Genomic DNA, 17,739 nt, shown 5'->3' on the forward strand with positions numbered 1-17,739 from the left:
CATGGAGTATCAGGCCAATAGTGCCAGAGTGGAGGCATGACAGCGACGATCCTGCTCTCGGTCCTGGTCCTCATCGCGATCCTGGCGCCGCGCTACGGTGCCGACAGCCGCTCGCTGCGGGAGCGGCCGCACTACACGGCGACGCCCTGGGGCGACGTGAAGAAGGTGCTCCGCCGGCTCGAGGAGGCGGCCGCGCGACCACAACGCGCCGGACCGCCGCTGAGGCGGCTCAGGTCCGGTACTCCCGGTGGTTCTGCATAGTCGTGGAGCCGGCCCCGCAGCGAGGTCCACATCTGCACGTCGATGTCCAGGGTCTCGGGCAGGTCCGAGGTCCGCTCACCGTCCACGACGCGCCTCCCAGGCGGGCCCGTGGTCGGGCCCGCGGAAGTACCGATCTTCCGTGAGGTCCGGGCTCCGTCGGGTGCCCGGACCTCACCGCATCGGGGGACCCGGGCTCAGGCCGCCGCCAGCAGGTCGCCGCGGCCCTTCTCCTCGAGCATCGCCTTGTACGGCCCGAACAGGCTCTTCGCCAGCGGCAGCACCTTGAGCAGCTTGGCGACCGGGCCCTTGGCGCGGACCTGCCCCTTGGCCAGCGCCACCGGCAGCACGACCTTGCCCAGCCAGAACCGGTTGCCCGTGTCGGCGCTCATGAACAGCTCGACGTTCGGCTCCGGGCCGTTGCCGGCGCCCTCGAAGATCTCCGAGTTCGGCATGTCCACGGTCAGCACGGCCTCGGGGTCCGAGTAGGTGATGCGCAGGACGACCCCGGACGGCTTCAGCTTCTCGACCATCGCCGCGTCCTCCATGCCCAGCCGGAAGACCCCGCCCAGGTACTCGTACACCTCGGCCTCGTTCTGGAACGCCGCCACGTCGCAGCCCCTTTCGCTCGCTTGCCGGGGGAGTCTGGCCCGCCGGGACCACCCGCGGCGACTCCCCGGTCGGGCCACGCCTGGCCCGCACGGACCGGCCTGCCCCGGGCCGTCAGGAGCGCGGGTCGTCGAGCAGCCCGGCCCGGCCCGCCAGCGCGGCCGCCTCGATCCGGTTGGCCGCACCGAGCTTGTGCAGCAGCGAGGCGATCATCCGCTTGGCCGTGCGCTCGCTGACCAGCATCGGCCGGGCGATCTCGCTGGTCTCCAGCCCGCGGGCGAGCAGCCGCCACAGCTCGACGTCCCGCTCGGAGAGGGTGTCGAGCACGCCGTCGGCGGTCCGGTCCGCCGAGGCCAGCAGCGCCTCGAGCAACTCCCCGCGGACGACCTTGACCCCCGCGAGCAGGGACAGCAACGGGGCGACGAGCACCGCGGGGTCGGCCGACTTGCCGAGGTAGCCGTCCGCCCCGGCGCGTAGCGCGGCCGCGGCCAGGTCCAGGTCCTCGGTCCCGGAGAGGGCGAGGACCTTCGTCGCCGGATAGGCGGCCTTGATGCGGCGGATCGTCTCGACGCCGCCGAGCGGCGGCAGCGCGAGGTCGACCACGGCGATCTCCGCGCGGTTCTTGCCGACGAGCGCGACGGCCTCCTCGCCGGCCGTGGCCGACCCGGCGACCCGGAACGTGTCGCCCGCGCGGGACTCCAGCAGGAGCGCGAGGCCCTGGGCGAACAGCGCGTGGTCGTCGACGATGACGACGGTGTGGGGGCCCTCCTGCACGGACCGGAGCCTAATCGGATCTAGTCTGCGGACTCGCAGGACCTGCACCGACGGCGACGGGAGGCCCGGTGACCAGCCCGACGGACGGCAGGGTGGACCCGCTCGCGGAGGCCATGACGGATCCGGGCGCGCAGCGGTGGGACCCCTGGACGCGGCGCTCCGACTCGGCCGAGGAACGGGCGGCGGTGGTCATCCGGGCGATCGTCGTGGTCGCCGTCGGGCTGGCGCTCGCCGTCGGTCCCGAGCTCGCCCGCGGCCGCCCGCTGGTGGTGTGGGGCATCGTGATCGGCACGGCGCTCTACGCCGCCGCCCTCGTCGTGACGGAGTGGGCGGAGTGGCAGCTGCCCGTCCGGCCCGCGGTGATCACGGTGGTCGACGGCGTGCTGGTCCTGGTCGCCTGCGGGCTCACCGGGGGCGCGGACAGCATCTTCGTCGCGGTGCTGCCGCTGATCGCGATCGCGATGTCGTTGCGCAGCGGGCCGGTGCTGGGCCGGCTGGGCGCGCTCGGCGTGGGGATCGGGTTCACCGTCGCGTGCCTGCTCGGGTCGGACCCGGAGGTGCCGGTCGCGGAGCGGCTGCTGACGGGGGCGTGGTGGAGCGGGTTCCTCGTGGCGGCCGCGGTGCTGGTCGGGGTGCTGGTGCGGATGCTGGAGCGGCAGCTGCAGGAGGCCGCCGACTCGCGGGCCCGGGCGGCGGCCGAGCACGAGAAGCTGCTGTCCGAGCGGGAGCTGCGCGCCCGGCTCGTCGCGGCGCAGCAGGCCAGGCTCGACGGGGTCCGCGTGGTCCTGCACGAGTTCCGCACGCCCGTCGCCTCGCTCACCGCGCTGACCGCCGACCTGGCGAAGGGTGCGCTGTCCCCTACCGCCTCGCGGACCGCCACCCGGCTGCTCGCCGAACACGCGCTGCACCTGCAGGACATGCTCGAGGGCCTCGCCGACCTGGCGGTCCGGGACGGCAGCCCGCTCGGCCGGGTCACCGACCGGCGGGTCGTGCTGGCCGAGCTGGCCGAGGCCGTGCTCGACGCGGCCGCGGTCGCGCCCGCTCGTCGTCGGATCACGGTCGCACCGGCCGGGGCGGCCGTGCGCTGCGATCCGCAGCGGCTGCGCCGGGTGCTCACCAACCTCGTCGAGAACGCCGCCCGGCACAGTGGCGAGGAGCCCGTCGAGGTCGACCTCGCCTACGGGGACGACACGCTGGTCGCCGAGGTGCGCGACCGCGGCCCCGGTCTGCCGTCCGGCCAGGAGGGCCTGGTGACGGCCAAGGGCGTGGCCCTGGGGGAGCGGCGCGGCACCGCGGGGCTGGGCCTGTGGATCGTCGAGGCGCTGGTGGGCGCGATGAACGGCGAGCTCACCCTGCTCCCGCGCGAGGGCGGGGGCCTGGTCGCCCGCCTGACCCTCCCCCTCACCCCCGCCTGACCCCGACTCGCGGGAGCCCAGCCCCCGACTCGCGGGAGCCCAGCCCCCGACTCGCGGAAATCCAGCCTCCGACTCGCGGGAGCCCAGCCCCCGACTCGCGGGACTGCTGCCCTTCGTTCCCACGAGTCGCGCTGTGGGCTTCCGCGAGTCGCGCTCTCGCCTTCGCCGTGTCGGGGCTGGCACGCGGGGGACAGGGCGGGAACTCGCGGCCCGCTGTGATCCGGCGTGACGCGCATCATGATCGACGCTCATGAAGACCCGAGCAGCGGTGCTGTGGGAACTGGGCGGCAAGTGGGAGGTCGAGGAGGTCGAGCTCGACCCGCCGGGTCCCGGCGAGGTCCTGGTCGAGCTGACGGCGTCCGGGCTCTGCCACTCCGACGAGCACCTGGTGACCGGCGACCTCCCCGTCGCCTACCCCGTGGTCGGCGGCCACGAGGGCGCCGGGCGCGTGCGCGAGGTCGGTCCGGGCGTGACCGAGGTGGAGGTCGGCGACCCGGTCGTGATGACCTTCCTGCCGAGCTGCGGGCGCTGCTCGTACTGCGTCCGCGGCATGACGAGCCTGTGCGACGACGGCGCGGGCGCCACCCTCGGCCCCCAGCTCGACGGCACCTACCGCTTCCACGCGCGCGGCGAGGACGTGGGGCAGATGTGCCTGCTCGGCACGTTCAGCCAGCACACCGTGGTGCCGGTCAAGTCGGTCGTGAAGATCGACGAGGGCTTCCCGCTGGAGCTCGCCGCGCTGGTCGGCTGCGGCGTGACCACCGGGTTCGGCTCCGCGGTCCGCACCGCCGACCTGCGTGCGGGGGACTCGGCCGTCGTCATCGGGATCGGCGGGATCGGCGCCAACGCCGTGCAGGGCGCGGTCAACGCGGGCTGCCGGTACGTCGTGGCCGTGGACCCGGTGGAGTTCAAGCGGGAGAAGGCCCTCGAACTGGGCGCCACGCACACCGCGGCGAGCATCGACGAGGCCTGGGCGCTGATCTCGGAACTCACCCGCGGCCAGCTCGTCGACGCCGCGATCCTCACCACCGGCATCGCCGAGGGCGACGACCTGCAGCCCGCGCTGCAGCTGGTCGGCAAGCGGGGGCGGGTCGTGGTGACCGCGCTCGGCAAGGCGGAGCAGGAGACCGCGAGCCTCTCGCTCCTGGAGCTCACGCTCTACGAGAAGCAGATCCGCGGCGCCCTGTTCGGCAGCTCCAGCGGCCAGCACGACGTGCCGCGCCTGCTCGAGCTGCACAACCTCGGCCGGCTGAAGCTGCGCGAGCTGATCACCAAGGAGTACACGCTCGACCAGGTGAACGAGGGTTACGAGGACATGCGCGCCGGCCGCAACATCCGGGGCCTCATCCGCTTCTGACCACCTCCCCACCACCCAGCCTCGACGGCAAAGGAGCCGACATGCGCACGATCGAGCACGGCAAGCGGGACGGGTTCGCCTCCCTCGACGAAGGCGGGCTGAAGCAGGAGTCCTTCCCGATGCGCCTGTTCACCAAGGGAGCCGGGAAGCACTGGAACCCGGCGGACATCGACTTCTCGCAGGACGCGAAGGACTTCGCGGCCTTGACGGACGAGGAGCGGTGGTACACCTGTGCGCTCGCGGCGCAGTTCATGGCGGGCGAGGAGTCGGTGACCCAGGACCTGCAGCCCTTCGTGGCCGCGATGGCCGCGGAGGGCCGGTTCGCCGACGAGATGTACCTGACCCAGTTCGTGTACGAGGAGGCCAAGCACACCCAGGCCTTCCGGCTGTGGTTCGACGCCGTCGGGATGAGCGGGGACCTCCACGAGTACATCGAGTTCAACGACGCGTACCTGGAGATCTTCACCAAGCAGCTGCCGGACAGCCTGTACGCCCTGGAGCGCGACCCGTCGCCGCGCAACCAGATCCGCGCCTCGGTGACCTACAACCACATCGTGGAGGGCACGCTGGCGCTGACCGGCTACTTCGCCTGGCAGAAGATCTGCGCGAGCCGGGGGATCCTGCCCGGCATCCAGAAGGTGATCAAGCACATCGGCGACGACGAGCGCCGCCACATGGCCTGGGGCACCTTCACCTGCCGCCGGCACGTCGCCGCCGACGACGCGATGTTCGACGTGGTCGACGAGCGCATGCAGGAGCTGATGGTCCCGGCCATGGGCGTGGTCACCGCGACCTTCGACAAGTACGAGGGCGGCGAGCCGCCCTTCGGCGTCGACATCTCGGAGATGGCCGAGTACGCCATGGACAAGCTGGGCCGTCGGCTCGGGGCGATCGAGTCCGCCCGCGGGGCCGACCTGCGGGTGATCGACGTCGACGCCTCGCCCGAGGCGCTCGAGGAGAAGTTCCACGCCGAGGACCAGCTGGAGTTGGCCGGATGACCCGCGCAGGACGCTACGACCGGCTCCGCGAGATCGAGCTTCTGGACCCGGAGACGGACTGGCTCGAGATCTACCGGCTCATGTCGATGTACGAGTTCCCCTGGGACATCAACCAGGCGCTCTCGTTCGCGCTGTTCCGCACGTACGCCGTGCCGACGATCGGCAAGCTCCTCGCGGAGACCGGCGAGTTCACCGAGCGCGTCCAGAAGCGCTACGACGACACGGGGCTGATCCTCGAGGCCGTCCTCGAGCACGGGTTCACCGGCACGGGCAAGGACGCCGTCCGGCGGATGAACCAGATGCACCGCAGCTACCCCATCAGCAATGGCGACATGCAGTACACGCTGTGCACGTTCGTCGTCTCGCCGATCCGGTGGATGGACGCCTACGGCTGGCGGCCGTTCTCGGAGACGGAGAAGGTCGCGAGCGCGAACTACTACCGCGAGCTCGGTCGGCACATGGGCATCAAGGACATCCCGGCGACCTGGCAGGAGTTCTGCGAGGTCCACGACGCCCACGAGCGCGAGCACTTCGGCTACGACCCGGGCGGCCGGGCCGTCGCCGACTCCACGCTCGCGCTGCTGTGCACGTTCCCGCCCAACGACAAGGCCCCGGCGTCGCTGATCGACGCCTTCTCCCGCTCGCTCATGGACCCTCACCTGCGGGAGGCCTTCCGATACGAGGCACCGCCGCGCTGGTTCCAGGCGCTGTCGCGGACCGCGCTGCGGCTGCGCGGCCGGGTCGTGCGGGCGATGCCCGTGCGCACGCGGCCGAAGTTCGTGCGGGACCTGCCGAGCATCCGCAGCTACCCGAACGGCTTCGACGTGCGGGAGCTCGGGACCTTCCCCCAGGGCTGCCCGGTGCCCCACGGCCGCGCGACGGCGGACGGGGACACGTACTCCGATCGAGTGGTCTCCCCGCAGGTCACTCCATCCGGAGCCTGAGAACCGGGTTGTACCGGCAGAAGGCCGGTCGGACTAACGCAGTGCGACGGCCGACGCCCCGCGGACCGTGATCGACAACAGTGTGTCGATCCCGGTTCACGGGGCGTGTCCGTCCTTCTCAGGAACCGGCGGAGCGCCTGCGCCGCCGCGGAATACCCGGTAGTAACCAGACTGCGGCGCCGTCGTTGACTGCTGCAGGACGAGTGCGTGCTCCGGCAAGGACCGGTGCCGCAGGCTCAGTGCGCGAGGAGGCGACGTGCCCGGTGTCGAGGTGAAGGTCGAGGGGCTCACGAAGTCCTTCGGGCGCGCGAACATCTGGTCGGACGTCACGCTGACGCTGCCGCCGGGTGAGGTCAGCGTGCTGCTCGGCCCCTCCGGCACAGGCAAGTCGGTGTTCCTCAAGTCGCTGATCGGGCTGCTCAAGCCGGAGAAGGGCTCGATCGTCATCCACGACACCGACCTCGTGCGGTGCAGCGAGAACCGGCTCTACGAGATCCGCAAGCTGTTCGGGGTGCTGTTCCAGGACGGCGCGCTGTTCGGCTCGATGAACCTCTACGACAACATCGCCTTCCCGCTGCGCGAGCACACCAAGAAGTCCGAGGCCGAGATCCGCGACATCGTCGCGGAGAAGATGGACATGGTCGGGCTCAAGGGCGACGAGAACAAGCTGCCCGGCGAGATCTCCGGCGGCATGCGCAAGCGCGCCGGGCTCGCCCGCGCGCTGGTGCTCGACCCGGAGATCATCCTGTTCGACGAGCCGGACTCCGGCCTGGACCCGGTCCGCACGGCGTATCTGAACCAGCTGATCATCGACCTGAACGCGCAGACGGACGCGACGTTCCTGATCGTCACCCACGACATCAACACCGCCCAGACGGTGCCGGACAACATCGGCATGCTCTACCGCAAGCACCTGGCCATGTTCGGCCCGCGCGAGGTGCTGCTGACCAGCGAGGACCCGGTGGTGGCGCAGTTCCTCAACGGCCGCCGGCAGGGTCCGATCGGCATGTCGGAGGAGAAGGACACCGCCCAGGCCGCCCGGGAGATGGCCGAGGTCGACGAGCTGTCCGGCCTGCCCCCGATCAAGCCCCAGCTGGAGGCGACCGCGGGCCTGCCCGAGCGCAAGGCCGTCGGCCGCCGGCAGCAGCGGGTGGCCGAGATGCTGCACACCCTGCCGCCCGCGGCGCAGGAGGCCATCCGACGGTCGCAGGCCGAGAGCGGGCAGGCGGCGCCGCAGCCGGCCCGCCGGCAGGCCGTCGGTGCGGCGCCCTACGGTCGTCCCGACGCTCCGGCGGACGCGCCGACCCAGAGCATCCCGCGCGTGCAGGACGCCCCGCTGGGTCAGCCGCTGCCGTCGCAGAACGCCCCCCAGGACGCACCCCAGAACCCGCAGCAGCCCCCGACCGGCCGCGCCCCCGGCGGCCCGAGCTCCGGCCCCGGCCGGCACCGCTACCGCTAGCCCCCGAACGCCGCCCCGTCACGGGTGGGCCGCCCCCACGGACCACCCGCGAACCTGCTCCCCACCGCCCCCGCGCAGTTCCCCGACTGCCGTGGAGACAAGGACTCCGCCGTGTCCGCTCCCCAGGCCGGCCCCAGCCCCCTGACCCGCGCCCTCACCCCCGTCGGGCGCCTGTTCGGGCTGGGCGTCGACATCGTGAAACAGACCTTCCGGCCGCCGTTCCAGCTGCGCGAGTACATCGAGCAGACGTGGTTCGTCACCAAGGTCTCCGCCCTGCCCACGGCGCTGTTCACGATCCCGTTCGGCGCGACCATCGCCCTGCTGCTGGCCGAGCTGACCCGCCAGTTCGGCGCGCAGAGCCAGACCGGCGCCGGCTCGGTGCTGGCGATCGTGCAGCAGGCGGCCCCGATCGTCACCGCGCTGCTGATCTCCGGCGCCGGCGGCAGCGCGGTCTGCGCCGACCTCGGCGCCCGCACCATCCGCGAGGAGATCGCGGCCATGGAGGTGCTCGGCATCTCGCCGGTCCAACGCCTCGTGGTCCCGCGGGTGCTGGCCATGGCCACCACGGCGGTGGTGCTCAACGGCCTGGCCACCGTCGTCGGCGTCGCCGGCGGCTACTTCTTCAACGTCATCATCCAGGGCGGCACGCCCGGCGCGTACATCGCGAGCTTCTCGGCGATCGCGCAGGTCAGCGACATCGTGGTGAGTGAGGTCAAGGCGGCCCTGTTCGGGTTCACCGCCGGCATCGTCGCCGCCTACCGGGGGCTCAACCCGCCGCCGGGCGCGAAGGGTGTCGGCGACGCGGTGAACCAGTCCGTCGTCATCTCCTTCGTCCTGGTGTTCCTGATCAACCTCGTCCTCACCGCGCTCTACCTCGAGCTCGTCCCGCCGAAGGGGATCTGAAGTGGCCCGAGTCCGCACCCTGGTGCGCCGGCCGGTCGACCAGCTCGAGGAGCTGGGCGAGCAGCTCGGTCTGTACGCCCGCGCGATCGCCTGGGTCCCGCGCACGCTGCGCCGCTACCCGAAGGAGATCTTCCGGCTGCTGGCCGAGGTCAGCTTCGGCTCCGGCGCACTGATCGTCATCCTCGGCACCGCCGGCGTCATGGCGGCGCTGTCGCTGTTCGTCGGCTCGCTGGTGGGTCTGCAGGGCTTCCGCGCCCTCGACTCCCTCGGCGTCGAGGCCCTGACCGGCTTCATCACCGCGTACTTCACCACGCGCGACATCGCCCCGCTGGTCGCCGCCTCGGCGCTCACCGCGACCCTCGGCGCCGGCTTCACCGCCCAGCTCGGCGCCATGCGGATCTCCGAGGAGGTCGACGCCCTCGAGGTCATGGCCGTGCCGTCCGTGCCGTTCCTGGTCACCACCCGCGTGATCGCCGGGATCCTGGCGGTGATCCCGATGTACACGATCGGCCTGCTGGCGAGCTTCGGCGCGGCCCGCCTCAACGTCACGTTCCTCAACGGCCTACCGGGCGGGACGTACGACCACTACTTCGATCTCTTCCTGCCGGTCGGGGACATCTTCGCCTCGTACCTGAAGGTGATCATCTTCGCGACGGTGGTCATCCTCATCCACTGCCACTACGGCTACCACGCCAAGGGCGGTCCGGCGGGCGTCGGCGTGGCGGTCGGCCGGGCGGTGCGGCTCTCGATCGTCAGCACGGCGATCCTCGACTTCTTCCTCACCCTCGTGCTGTTCGGCACCTCGACCTCCGTGCGGGTGGCCGGATGAGGCCCGCCGACGTGCTCCTCCCGGCGGGGGCCGCATGAACACGGACACGAAGAAGGTCACCCTCGGCATCGTCTTCGTCCTGGTGATCGCGCTGCTGATCGGGCTGGCCGTGGCCCAGTACGCCGGCGCGTTCCGCTCCGGGATCCCGGTGACGCTCAAGGTCGACCGGGTCGGCACGCAGCTGAACGAGCGCGCCGACGTCAAGATCCGCGGGCTGATCGTCGGCACCGTGGACAAGATCAGCACGGACGGCGACGGCGCCACCATCACCATGTCGATGGACCCGAACCTGATCGACCAGATCCCGGACGACGTCACGGCGCGGCTGTTGCCCAAGACCCTCTTCGGCGAGAAGTACGTGTCCCTGGTCCCGCCGGACCGGCCCGGCGCGCTCAAGCTCGCCGCCCACGACACCATCCGCGAGGACCGCAGCGTGGCCGGGATCGAGGTCGAGCGGGTGCTCGACGACCTGCTGCCGCTGCTGCAGGCCGTGAAGCCGCAGGACCTCGCCACCACCCTTGGCGCGCTGTCGCAGGGCCTCGCCGGCCGTGGCGAGCAGCTCGGGGAGACCCTCGACCGGCTGAACACGCTGACCGCGGGGCTCAAGCCGGCGATCCCCGACCTGCAGGCGGACATCACCCAGCTCGCGGACTTCTCGGAGAACCTCTCGAACGCCGCGCCCGATCTGCTCGACGCGCTCGACGACCTCACGACCACCAGCCGCACCGTCGTCGACGAGTCGCAGAACCTGCGCGACCTGTACCGGTCGGTGACCGGGGCCTCGGACGACGTGCGGGCGTTCCTCGACGCCAACAAGGACAACCTGATCGGCCTGGCCGGGGCGAGCCGGCCCACGCTGGAGACCCTGGCGCGCTACGCGCCGGAGTTCCCCTGCTTCTTCCAGCAGGCCAGCAGGCTCGTCCCGTACCTGGACCAGGTGTTCGGCAAGGGGACGGACGAGCCCGGCGTGCACATCACGCTGGAGATCGTCGCGGGCAACGGCAAGTACGTCCCGAACCAGGACGAGCCCGAGTACAAGGACGATCGCGGGCCGCGGTGCTACCCGCTCATCCAGCCGGGTCCGCAGTACCCGCCGGACGGCCCGTTCCGGGACGGCTCGGTGCCCCCGCCGCCGCCCGCGGGGCAGCCGATCGGCCCGCCCGGCAAGTTCGGCGTCGAGGACTACGGCACGTTCGACGGCAGCTACTCGTGGAACCTGATCCCCGGATTCGCGTGGAGCCCGAACAGCAAGGCCGGCGCGAAGCCCGCGTCCTACGACATGGGCATCACCAACTCGCCGGGTGAGCAGCAGCAGGTCGCGGAGCTGGTCGCGGCGCGCACGGGCACCACGCCCGCGGCCGTGCCCGGCTGGGGCAGCGTGCTGGTCGGCCCGCTCTACCGCGGGACGGAGGTGCGGATCGCATGAGCCGCATCCCGCTCGGCCCGCTCACCAAGTTCCTGGCGTTCGCGCTGGTCACCGCGCTGGCGACGACCGTGCTCGCGCTGACCATCGCGAACAGCCAGGGCGGCGACAAGACGACCTACTCGGCCCGGTTCACCGACGTCAACGGCCTGCTGAAGGGCGACGACGTCCGGATCGCCGGCGTGGTCGTCGGCTCCGTCGACACGATCGAGGTCGTCGACCGGCGGCAGGCCCAGGTGGAGTTCAGCGTCGACTCCTCGCTGGCCGTCCCGGCCTCGGCCACCGCGTCGATCCTCTACAAGAACCTCATCGGGCAGCGCTTCCTGTCCCTCGGGCAGGGCAGCGGGGGCGGCGGCCGGCTCGAGCCGGGCGGCACCCTGCCGGTGCAGCAGACCCGCCCGCCGCTCGACCTCACCACGCTGTTCAACGGCTTCAAGCCGCTGTTCCAGGGCCTCGACCCGGAGCAGGTCAACAAGCTGTCCCAGGAGATCGTCTCGACCCTGCAGGGCGAGGGCGGCACCGTCGACAGCCTGCTCGCCAGTACCGCCTCGCTGACCAGCACGATCGCCGATCGCGACCAGGTCATCGGGCAGGTCATCGACAACCTCAACGGCGTGCTGCAGACGGTGAACAGCCACGACCAGAACCTCAACCAGCTGATCACGTCGCTGCAGCAGCTCGTGTCCGGGCTGGCGCAGGACCGCAAGCCGATCGGCGACGCGATCTCCTCGATCGCCGACCTCACGCAGGTCACCGGTGGCTTCGTCGAGGAGGCGCGGCCGCCGCTCCAGGCGGACATCCGCGCGCTCGGCGACCTCGCCGGCCAGCTCGACCAGGCCCGCCCGACGCTGGAGCACCTGCTGGAGTTCACCCCGTACAAGCTGAACAAGATCAGCCGCGCGGCGAGCTACGGCAGCTGGTTCCAGTTCTACCTGTGCGGGCTCTCGGGCTCGGTCGGGCTCGGCGACATCGTTCCGCGCCAGGAGCTCCAGGTGTTCCACTCCGACGCACAGCGGTGCGGCGCCGACCCCGACGGCCGGCCCGACCAGCTGGGGACGCCGAAGGGCGCCCCGCTGCCGGGCGTCGACCAGCTCGCGGGCGGCGTGCTGCCGAACGGGGCGCCGGAGAACGCGCCCTCCCTCCCGATCTTCGACACGCGCACGACCGGAGGTGACCGCTGATGGCCGCCACCGGGGCGCGCCGCCCGGTCCCGCTCGCGATCGCCGGGCTGGTGCTGATCGCCGTCGTCGCGGTGGTGGCCTTCCGGGCCCCGTCGATCTTCGGCGGCTCGACCTACCACGCCGAGTTCGGCGAGGCCGCGGGCCTGCAGTCCGACGACCGGGTCACCGTGGCCGGCGTCGAGGTCGGCCGGGTGACGTCGGTGAAGCTCGCCGGCGACCACGTCGACGTCGCCTTCCGGGTGAACGACGCCTGGGTCGGCGACCGGACGTCGGCCTCGATCGAGATCGCCACCCTGCTGGGCTCGAAGTACCTGGCCCTGGACCCGCAGGGCGACCAGGCGCTCGACCCGGGCACGCCGATCCCGCGGGACCGGACCCTCTCGCCCTTCGACGTCGTCGAGGCGTTCAACGGGCTGACCGGGACCATCGATCAGCTCGACACGAACCAGCTGGCGGACAGCCTGCGCACGCTGGCGGACACGTTCAAGGACACGCCTGGCGACGTCCGCGGCACCCTCGACGGCCTGTCCCGGCTCTCCACCACGATCTCCAGCCGGGACCAGCAGATCCGCCAGCTCCTCGCCGGGGCGCGGAACCTGTCGTCGATCCTGGCGGACCGCCGCGGCGACTTCGACAAGCTGCTCTCCGACGGCAACCTGCTGCTCTCGGAGCTGCAGCAGCGCAAGGACGCCATCGACCGGTTGCTCTCCGGCACCCGGCTGCTGTCCCAGCAACTGTCCGGCCTCGTCGCCGACAACTCCGACCAGCTGCGGCCGACGCTCGAGACGCTCGACCGGGTCACCGAGGTGCTGCAGCGCCACCAGGACGACCTGGCGGACACGCTGAAGAACGAGGCGGTGTTCGTGCGGCTGTTCAGCAACGCCGTCGGCAACGGCCGCTGGTTCGACAACTACATCTGCGGGCTGCTCCCGATCCCGACGATCGGCCCGCTGAACCCCGGAGGCTGCTGATGGTCGGCTCCTGGGCGAACGACCGCCGCGCGCTGCAGATCACGGCGCTGGTCGCGATCGTCGCCGTGCTCGTCGCGACCGGCGTCTGGCTGATCGGCAACGGGGGCGGCCGGAAGATCACGGCCTACTTCACCAACGCCTCGGCGTTGTTCGAGGACAACGACGTGCGCGTGCTGGGCGTGCCGGTGGGGCACATCGACTCGATCACCCCGCAGGGCACGCAGGTGAAGGTCGACATGACGCTCACCGACCCGGACGTGCACCTCGCGCCCGACGCCAAGGCCGCGGTCGTCTCACCGAGCCTGGTCACCGGCCGCTATGTGCAGCTGTTCCCGACGGTCGCCGAGGACGCGCCGCAGCTCGAGTCCGGCGCGACGATCCCGCTCGAGCGGACCGCCGTCCCGCTCGGCGTCGACGACCTGGCCAAGGCCGCCACGGACCTCTCGCAGGCCCTCGGCCCGCAGGGCGCCAACGCCACCGGTGCGGTCTCCCAGGCCCTCGACGTGGGCGCGCAGAACCTGGCCGGCAACGGCCAGGCCTTCAACGACACCCTCCGCGGCCTCGGCGACCTGTCGAACACGCTCGCCGGGTCGAGCCAGGACCTCTTCGGCACCGTCACGGAGCTGCAGAAGTTCACCCGGACCCTGGCCCAGGACGACGCGAAGGTGCGCGAGTTCAACGGCCGGCTCGCCGACGTCACCGGGTTCCTCGCGAGCGAGCGGGGCGACCTCGGCGGGGCGATCAAGGACCTGTCGGTGGCGCTCGGCGACGTGGCCGCGTTCGTCCGGGACAACCGCGACACCATCCACTCGAACGTCGACCGGCTCTCCGACGTCACGCAGGTGCTGGTGGACCAGCAGCGGGCGCTCACCGAGATCCTCGACGTCGCGCCGCTGGGCGTCTCGAACCTGGCCAACACCTACAACGGCTCGTCGGGCACGCTCGACACCCGGGCGAACGTCAACGAGCTCAGCCGGCCCCCGATCTACTTCCTCTGCGACCTGCTGAAGACCGGCGCCCCGGACGCGCTCAAGCCCCTGGTGCCGACCTGCGCCGCGCTGCCGGACGCCAAGTCGCTCCCGACGCCGGCGCAGATCCTCAGCTCGGTGACGAGCGGGCAGACCCCGCCCGTCCCGGGTCTGGCGATCCCGTCCGTGCCGCTCGTGCCGCAGGACCCGGCGGCGCCGCAGGCCGGGCAGCCGGCGCCTGCGGCCCCGGGGCAGGAGACCCCCGCCCCGGCCTCGCCGGCCACCACCGCCCCGGCCACGCCGGCCCCGCAGCAGCAGGAGTCCGGCGGCGGCATCGGCGGGTTCTTCTCGAAGCTCTTCGGAGGTGGGTCGTGAGGCGCACGAGGCTCGCGGCCGGGCTGGCGGTCCTGGTGACCGTCGCGTCGCTCGCGCTGAGCGGCTGCGGGGTGTTCTCCGGCGGGCTGCGCGGGGTGGAGCTCCCCGGTGGCGCCGACCTGGGCGACGACCCGTACGACGTCACGATCGAGTTCCCCGACGTCGTCGACCTGGTGCCGCAGTCCCTGGTCAAGGTGGCCGACGTGAGCGTCGGGACCGTCCGGTCGATCGACGTGGACCCCGCGAACTGGAACGCGCGGGTCACCGTGGCCGTGAACCGGGGCGTCACACTGCCGGCGAACGCGGAGGCGCGCGTGCGCACCACCAGCCTCCTGGGCGAGAAGTTCGTGGAGCTGGCCGCGCCCGCCCGGGGCGGCAGCGGCACCCTGTCCGACGGCGCCACCATCCCGATCGAGCGCGCGGGCCGCGCGGTGGAGGTCGAGGAGGTCTTCGGTGCGCTGTCCATGCTGCTCAACGGCGGCGGCGTCGCGCAGATCAAGACCATCTCGACCGAGCTGAACAAGGCCCTCGACGGGCGCGAGCCGCAGGTCCGTGGCCTGCTCGACAACCTGAACACGCTGGTCGGCGCGCTCGACGACCGCAAGGGCGAGATCACCCGCGCCCTCGACGGGCTCAACCGGCTGTCCGCCACGCTGAACGACCGGCGGCCGCAGATCGCGAACGCCCTGGACAACCTGGGCCCGGGGCTGGCCGAGCTGGAGCGCCAGCGCGGCCAGCTGGTCGACATGCTCCAGGCGCTCGACCGGCTCTCGGGCACCGCGACCGACACGATCAACCGCAGCCGCGACGACACCCTCGCCGACCTGCGGGCGTTGCAGCCCACGCTGTCGAAGCTCGCCGAGTCCGGGCAGGACCTGCCGAACTCGCTGCAGCTGATCGGCAGCTTCCCGTTCACCGACGCCGCGACGGACGCGTTCGCCGGTGACTACGCGAACCTGTACGTGCGGGCGGACCTCGACGCCAAGACGTTGCTGGACAACCTGCTGCGGACCCGGCAGCCGTTCCCGACGCCGGACACGCCGCTGTTCAACCAGCTCCCGCCCGTCGGGCAGCTGCTGTCGCCGCTGCTCGGCAACAACCCGGACCAGCCGTCGCTGCCGCTGCTCGGTCCGTCGCCGACGCCGCTCGGCCAGGCCGACCCGAACAACCCGCCGTCGACCACCGCACCGACGACGAGCGCGGTGCCGACCCCGCCGACGGACGGCACGACCGGCGGCTCCGGTGACTCCGGCCGCTCGGGCGGCGGTCTCCTCGGCGGACTCCTCGGAGGTGGCCGGTGATCACCCGGACCATGAAGTGGCAGCTCCTCGCGCTGCTGCTGGTGACCGTGCTGGGCGTCGGCTACGTCGGCTTCCGGTACGCGGACTTCGGCAGGATCTTCGGCGCCACGACCTACCCGGTCACGATGAAGCTCGCCGACTCCGGCGGCATCTTCACCGGCGCCGACGTCACCTACCGGGGCGTCAGCGTCGGCCGCGTCGGCCCGCTGACGCTGACGGCCGACGGCGTCGACGCCCAGCTCGACCTCGAGCGCGGCGGTCCGGAGATCCCCGCCGACCTGACCGCGGCCGTGCGCAACCTGTCCGCGATCGGCGAGCAGTACGTCGACCTGCAGCCGGCGAGCGACTCCGGGCCGGACCTGCGGTCCGGCTCGGTCATCCCGCTGTCGCGGGTGAGCACCCCGGTGCAGGTCGACCAGGTCGTGACGAGCCTCGACGGGTTCGTGAAGTCGGTGCCGCTCGACAGCCTGCGCACCGTCGTCGACGAGCTGGGCAAGGGCTTCGCGAACAGCGGCGTCCCGCTGCAGAAGCTGCTCGACACCACCAGCGAGTTCACGAAGGCCGCCACCGACGCGCTGCCGCAGACCACCGCGCTGCTGAGCGACGGCCGCACGGTGCTGACCACCCAGAACCAGGTGGCCGGTCAGTTCGCCGACTTCAGCTCGAGCCTCAAGCTGCTGGCCGAGCAGCTCAAGGAGTCCGACCCGGACCTGCGCCGGCTCATCGACACCGCACCGGAGGCCGCGGACCAGATCCGCGGGCTGCTGCGGGAGAGCGGGGCCGGGCTGTCCACCACGGTCGCCAACCTGCTCACCGTCTCCCGGATCGCCGAGCCCCGGCAGTCCAACCTGGAGCAGCTGCTCGTGACCTACCCGGGTGTGATGGCCGACAGCTACACGGCGGCGCCCAACGACGGAACCGCGCACCTCGGCCTGGTGCTCAACTTCTTCGATCCCTTCCCGTGCGTGGCCGGCTACCAGGGCACACCGCACCGGGCTGGCAACCAGACCGAGGAGACGAAGGTCAACTCCAAGGCGTACTGTGCCGAGCCACAGGGGAGTCCCACGAGCGTGCGCGGTGCCCAGAACGCTCCCCGGGCGCCACACTCGACGACCCCCCGCGCCAAGCCCGGCACGACCGGCAACCCGTCCGCGGGGCTCCCGCTCCCGGCGGGCTCCGCCGACCCGCAACCGCTGAACCCGCTCCCCCTCGGAACACCCGCGGGAATCCTGGCCTGACGGCCGGTCCCGGACGCCACACCCCCCGATGGCCGACGCCCCCACGGCCGGATGGAGTTCCGCAATGACTGCGAGCACGACCGAGAGCACGGCGACCACCGCGCCCGCCGACGAGCGGCCCGACCTCGGGCCGTCGGGCGGCAGGCGGCGGTTCGGCGGGCCGCGGGCCCTGCAGGTCGCGGCCGCCGTCGCGGTCGTCGCGGCCCTGGTGTTCGGTGTGCTGTGGCTGACCACGCTGCTGAGCAGCGGGCGCAAGCTCGCCGAGGAACGCGACGACGTGCTCGTCGCGGCCCGGCAGTCCGCGATCAGCCTCAACACGCTGGACTGGCACGACGTCGACGGCGGGCTGGACCGGTGGGAGCAGACCTCCACCGGCGCGGTCCTCGACGAGTTCCGCACCAACCGGGCGCAGTACGCGCAATTCGTGGCCCAGTCCAAGCGGACCACCACGGCGACCGTGTCCGACGCGGCGGTGAGCGAGCTCGACGACCGCGCCGGCGTCGCCCGGGTGCTCGTGGGCGTGGACGTCACGGTGACCCCGGACGGGCAGCAGCCCATCCCGACCCGGCAGCGCCTGCAGCTCGAGATGAGCCGCACGGACGACGGGTGGAAGGTCAGCAAGCTCGCGCCGGTCCGCGCCCCCGGACAGAGCGGCTGAGGCTCGCTCCGCACGCTCCGCTGGTGCCGATGCTCGCTCCGCTCGGTCGACCCACGGCCCCCAGGAGGTCACCATGTC

Annotated in this window: 17 protein-coding genes; 15 read left to right on the forward strand and 2 right to left on the reverse strand. The window is 72.1% G+C overall.

The genetic code is table 11. From position 1 onward, the window contains the following. The first annotated feature begins 36 nt into the window (after positions 1 to 36). The gene (locus LWC33_RS13900; protein ID WP_233304776.1) at positions 37 to 261 is read left to right on the forward strand and encodes a hypothetical protein; all 225 of its coding nucleotides are present in this window, start codon (positions 37 to 39) and stop codon (positions 259 to 261) included. Positions 262 to 455: 194 nt separating this feature from the next. On the opposite strand, the gene LWC33_RS13905 is transcribed toward LWC33_RS13900, so the two are convergent. Together LWC33_RS13905 and LWC33_RS13910 are read right to left on the reverse strand one after the other, a co-directional pair. Continuing rightward, entirely contained in the window at positions 456 to 869 is a 414-nt protein-coding gene (locus tag LWC33_RS13905) for a sterol carrier protein (RefSeq protein ID WP_233304777.1), read from the reverse strand. Positions 870 to 981: 112 nt separating this feature from the next. Beyond that, a complete protein-coding gene (locus tag LWC33_RS13910; protein ID WP_233304778.1) occupies positions 982 to 1,641 on the reverse strand; it encodes a response regulator in 660 nt (219 codons plus the stop codon). Positions 1,642 to 1,709: 68 nt separating this feature from the next. On the opposite strand from LWC33_RS13910, the gene LWC33_RS13915 reads away from it, so the two are divergent. The 14 genes from LWC33_RS13915 (at position 1,710) to LWC33_RS13980 (ending at position 17,661) form a co-directional block, all read left to right on the forward strand. Beyond that, positions 1,710 to 3,056 carry a sensor histidine kinase gene (locus LWC33_RS13915; RefSeq protein ID WP_233304779.1) on the forward strand — a complete coding sequence of 449 codons (1,347 nt, stop codon included), beginning with the start codon at positions 1,710 to 1,712 and terminating at the stop codon, positions 3,054 to 3,056. A gap of 250 nt (positions 3,057 to 3,306) precedes the next feature. Then, positions 3,307 to 4,413, forward strand: coding sequence for an NDMA-dependent alcohol dehydrogenase (locus tag LWC33_RS13920; protein WP_233304780.1), 1,107 nt, complete (start codon positions 3,307 to 3,309; stop codon positions 4,411 to 4,413). Positions 4,414 to 4,454: 41 nt separating this feature from the next. Beyond that, positions 4,455 to 5,411: a R2-like ligand-binding oxidase gene (locus LWC33_RS13925; RefSeq protein WP_233304781.1), complete on the forward strand. Its 957-nt coding sequence runs from the start codon at positions 4,455 to 4,457 to the stop codon at positions 5,409 to 5,411. Further along, positions 5,408 to 6,355 (forward strand): oxygenase MpaB family protein, encoded by a 948-nt coding sequence (locus LWC33_RS13930; RefSeq protein WP_233304782.1) that lies wholly within the window; start codon positions 5,408 to 5,410, stop codon positions 6,353 to 6,355. The genes LWC33_RS13925 and LWC33_RS13930 overlap by 4 nt, the downstream gene beginning before the upstream one ends. 256 nt (positions 6,356 to 6,611) lie before the next feature. Beyond that, on the forward strand, positions 6,612 to 7,814 hold the full coding sequence (locus LWC33_RS13935) for an ABC transporter ATP-binding protein (RefSeq protein ID WP_233304783.1): 1,203 nt from the start codon (positions 6,612 to 6,614) through the stop codon (positions 7,812 to 7,814). A gap of 111 nt (positions 7,815 to 7,925) precedes the next feature. Beyond that, positions 7,926 to 8,717: an MlaE family ABC transporter permease gene (locus LWC33_RS13940; protein ID WP_233304784.1), complete on the forward strand. Its 792-nt coding sequence runs from the start codon at positions 7,926 to 7,928 to the stop codon at positions 8,715 to 8,717. A gap of 1 nt (position 8,718) precedes the next feature. Further along, complete coding sequence (locus LWC33_RS13945) at positions 8,719 to 9,546, forward strand: MlaE family ABC transporter permease (protein WP_233304785.1); 828 nt, start codon at positions 8,719 to 8,721, stop codon at positions 9,544 to 9,546. Between the two features lie 34 nt (positions 9,547 to 9,580). Then, a complete protein-coding gene (locus LWC33_RS13950) occupies positions 9,581 to 10,972 on the forward strand; it encodes an MCE family protein (RefSeq protein ID WP_233304786.1) in 1,392 nt (463 codons plus the stop codon). Further along, entirely contained in the window at positions 10,969 to 12,150 is a 1,182-nt protein-coding gene (locus tag LWC33_RS13955; RefSeq protein WP_233304787.1) for an MCE family protein, read from the forward strand. Before LWC33_RS13950 ends, LWC33_RS13955 begins: the two co-directional genes overlap by 4 nt. Continuing rightward, a complete protein-coding gene (locus tag LWC33_RS13960) occupies positions 12,150 to 13,121 on the forward strand; it encodes an MCE family protein (protein WP_233304788.1) in 972 nt (323 codons plus the stop codon). The genes LWC33_RS13955 and LWC33_RS13960 overlap by 1 nt, the downstream gene beginning before the upstream one ends. Then, positions 13,121 to 14,464 carry an MCE family protein gene (locus LWC33_RS13965; protein ID WP_233304789.1) on the forward strand — a complete coding sequence of 448 codons (1,344 nt, stop codon included), beginning with the start codon at positions 13,121 to 13,123 and terminating at the stop codon, positions 14,462 to 14,464. Before LWC33_RS13960 ends, LWC33_RS13965 begins: the two co-directional genes overlap by 1 nt. Then, positions 14,461 to 15,765, forward strand: a complete 1,305-nt coding sequence (locus LWC33_RS13970) for an MCE family protein (protein WP_233304790.1) — start codon at positions 14,461 to 14,463, stop codon at positions 15,763 to 15,765. The genes LWC33_RS13965 and LWC33_RS13970 overlap by 4 nt, the downstream gene beginning before the upstream one ends. Beyond that, positions 15,762 to 17,003 (forward strand): MCE family protein, encoded by a 1,242-nt coding sequence (locus LWC33_RS13975; protein WP_233304791.1) that lies wholly within the window; start codon positions 15,762 to 15,764, stop codon positions 17,001 to 17,003. The genes LWC33_RS13970 and LWC33_RS13975 overlap by 4 nt, the downstream gene beginning before the upstream one ends. Before the next feature lie 64 nt (positions 17,004 to 17,067). Beyond that, the gene (locus LWC33_RS13980) at positions 17,068 to 17,661 is read left to right on the forward strand and encodes an Rv1363c family protein (protein WP_233304792.1); all 594 of its coding nucleotides are present in this window, start codon (positions 17,068 to 17,070) and stop codon (positions 17,659 to 17,661) included. Positions 17,662 to 17,739 lie beyond the last annotated feature (78 nt).

Origin of the sequence: Pseudonocardia terrae, from assembly GCF_021343995.1 — a bacterium.
Lineage (GTDB): Bacteria > Actinomycetota > Actinomycetes > Mycobacteriales > Pseudonocardiaceae > Pseudonocardia > Pseudonocardia terrae.

What these genes read in the sequence shown, in the direction of transcription:
- LWC33_RS13980 (WP_233304792.1), top strand. Translation starts at nt 17,068, where the DNA reads ATGACTGCGAGCACGACCGAGAGCACGGCGACCACCGCGCCCGCCGAC.
- LWC33_RS13955 (WP_233304787.1), top strand. Translation starts at nt 10,969, where the DNA reads ATGAGCCGCATCCCGCTCGGCCCGCTCACCAAGTTCCTGGCGTTCGCG.
- LWC33_RS13930 (WP_233304782.1), top strand. Translation starts at nt 5,408, where the DNA reads ATGACCCGCGCAGGACGCTACGACCGGCTCCGCGAGATCGAGCTTCTG.
- LWC33_RS13965 (WP_233304789.1), top strand. Translation starts at nt 13,121, where the DNA reads ATGGTCGGCTCCTGGGCGAACGACCGCCGCGCGCTGCAGATCACGGCG.
- LWC33_RS13925 (WP_233304781.1), top strand. Translation starts at nt 4,455, where the DNA reads ATGCGCACGATCGAGCACGGCAAGCGGGACGGGTTCGCCTCCCTCGAC.
- LWC33_RS13960 (WP_233304788.1), top strand. Translation starts at nt 12,150, where the DNA reads ATGGCCGCCACCGGGGCGCGCCGCCCGGTCCCGCTCGCGATCGCCGGG.
- LWC33_RS13900 (WP_233304776.1), top strand. Translation starts at nt 37, where the DNA reads ATGACAGCGACGATCCTGCTCTCGGTCCTGGTCCTCATCGCGATCCTG.
- LWC33_RS13950 (WP_233304786.1), top strand. Translation starts at nt 9,581, where the DNA reads ATGAACACGGACACGAAGAAGGTCACCCTCGGCATCGTCTTCGTCCTG.
- LWC33_RS13920 (WP_233304780.1), top strand. Translation starts at nt 3,307, where the DNA reads ATGAAGACCCGAGCAGCGGTGCTGTGGGAACTGGGCGGCAAGTGGGAG.